A 490-nucleotide genomic window follows, 5' to 3' on the forward strand; every position below is an offset into this window, starting at 1 on the left:
GCCTGGTATGTCAACGCTCTCTCCCATGCACGGCTTGGAAACGTCGACCGCTTCCTGTCCAGCTACAGGCGGTCGCGGGAAACCGGGCCGAATGAACAGTGGATCGCGGAAAACCGCGCGCGGCTGGCGGAAGACATGTTTGCCCAGCTGGACGCGGAGAGTCTTGCCTATCACGAGGCAGACCTGACGATGCTTGCCAACAGCCGCCGCGGCACCCGCACGCTGGCGGAGCGCTATGCCTCCGACGAGGATTTCCGGGAGAGGATCATCGATGTCGTTTCACGGCTGCCTCCCGAGAGACAGAGAGCCTTTTTGAACAACGTGCGGCGCGTCGTCCGGTAAGAACTGCAACGGGGACTGAAGGAATGAGGGGAACTGCCAGCTCGACCCTGCGCTACCGGCTCAACAACTGGAGCGCCGGCGTCGTTGCCGCCGTCGTCCTGCTGACGCCCGTCGCACTTGGCGGCAATCGGCCGGCGATCTGGGCACT

General features: G+C 63.9%; 1 protein-coding gene. It reads left to right on the top strand.

Going from position 1 to position 490, the window contains the following annotated elements:
* Positions 1–342, top strand: a 342-nt coding sequence (locus EO99_RS27945; protein WP_037113197.1) for a hypothetical protein, incomplete at its 5' end; no start/stop codon positions are given.
* Between the last annotated feature and the right edge of the window lie 148 nt (positions 343–490).

Source organism: Pseudorhizobium marinum, from assembly GCF_000705355.1.
GTDB classification, from domain to species: Bacteria; Pseudomonadota; Alphaproteobacteria; order Rhizobiales; family Rhizobiaceae; genus Neorhizobium; species Neorhizobium pelagicum.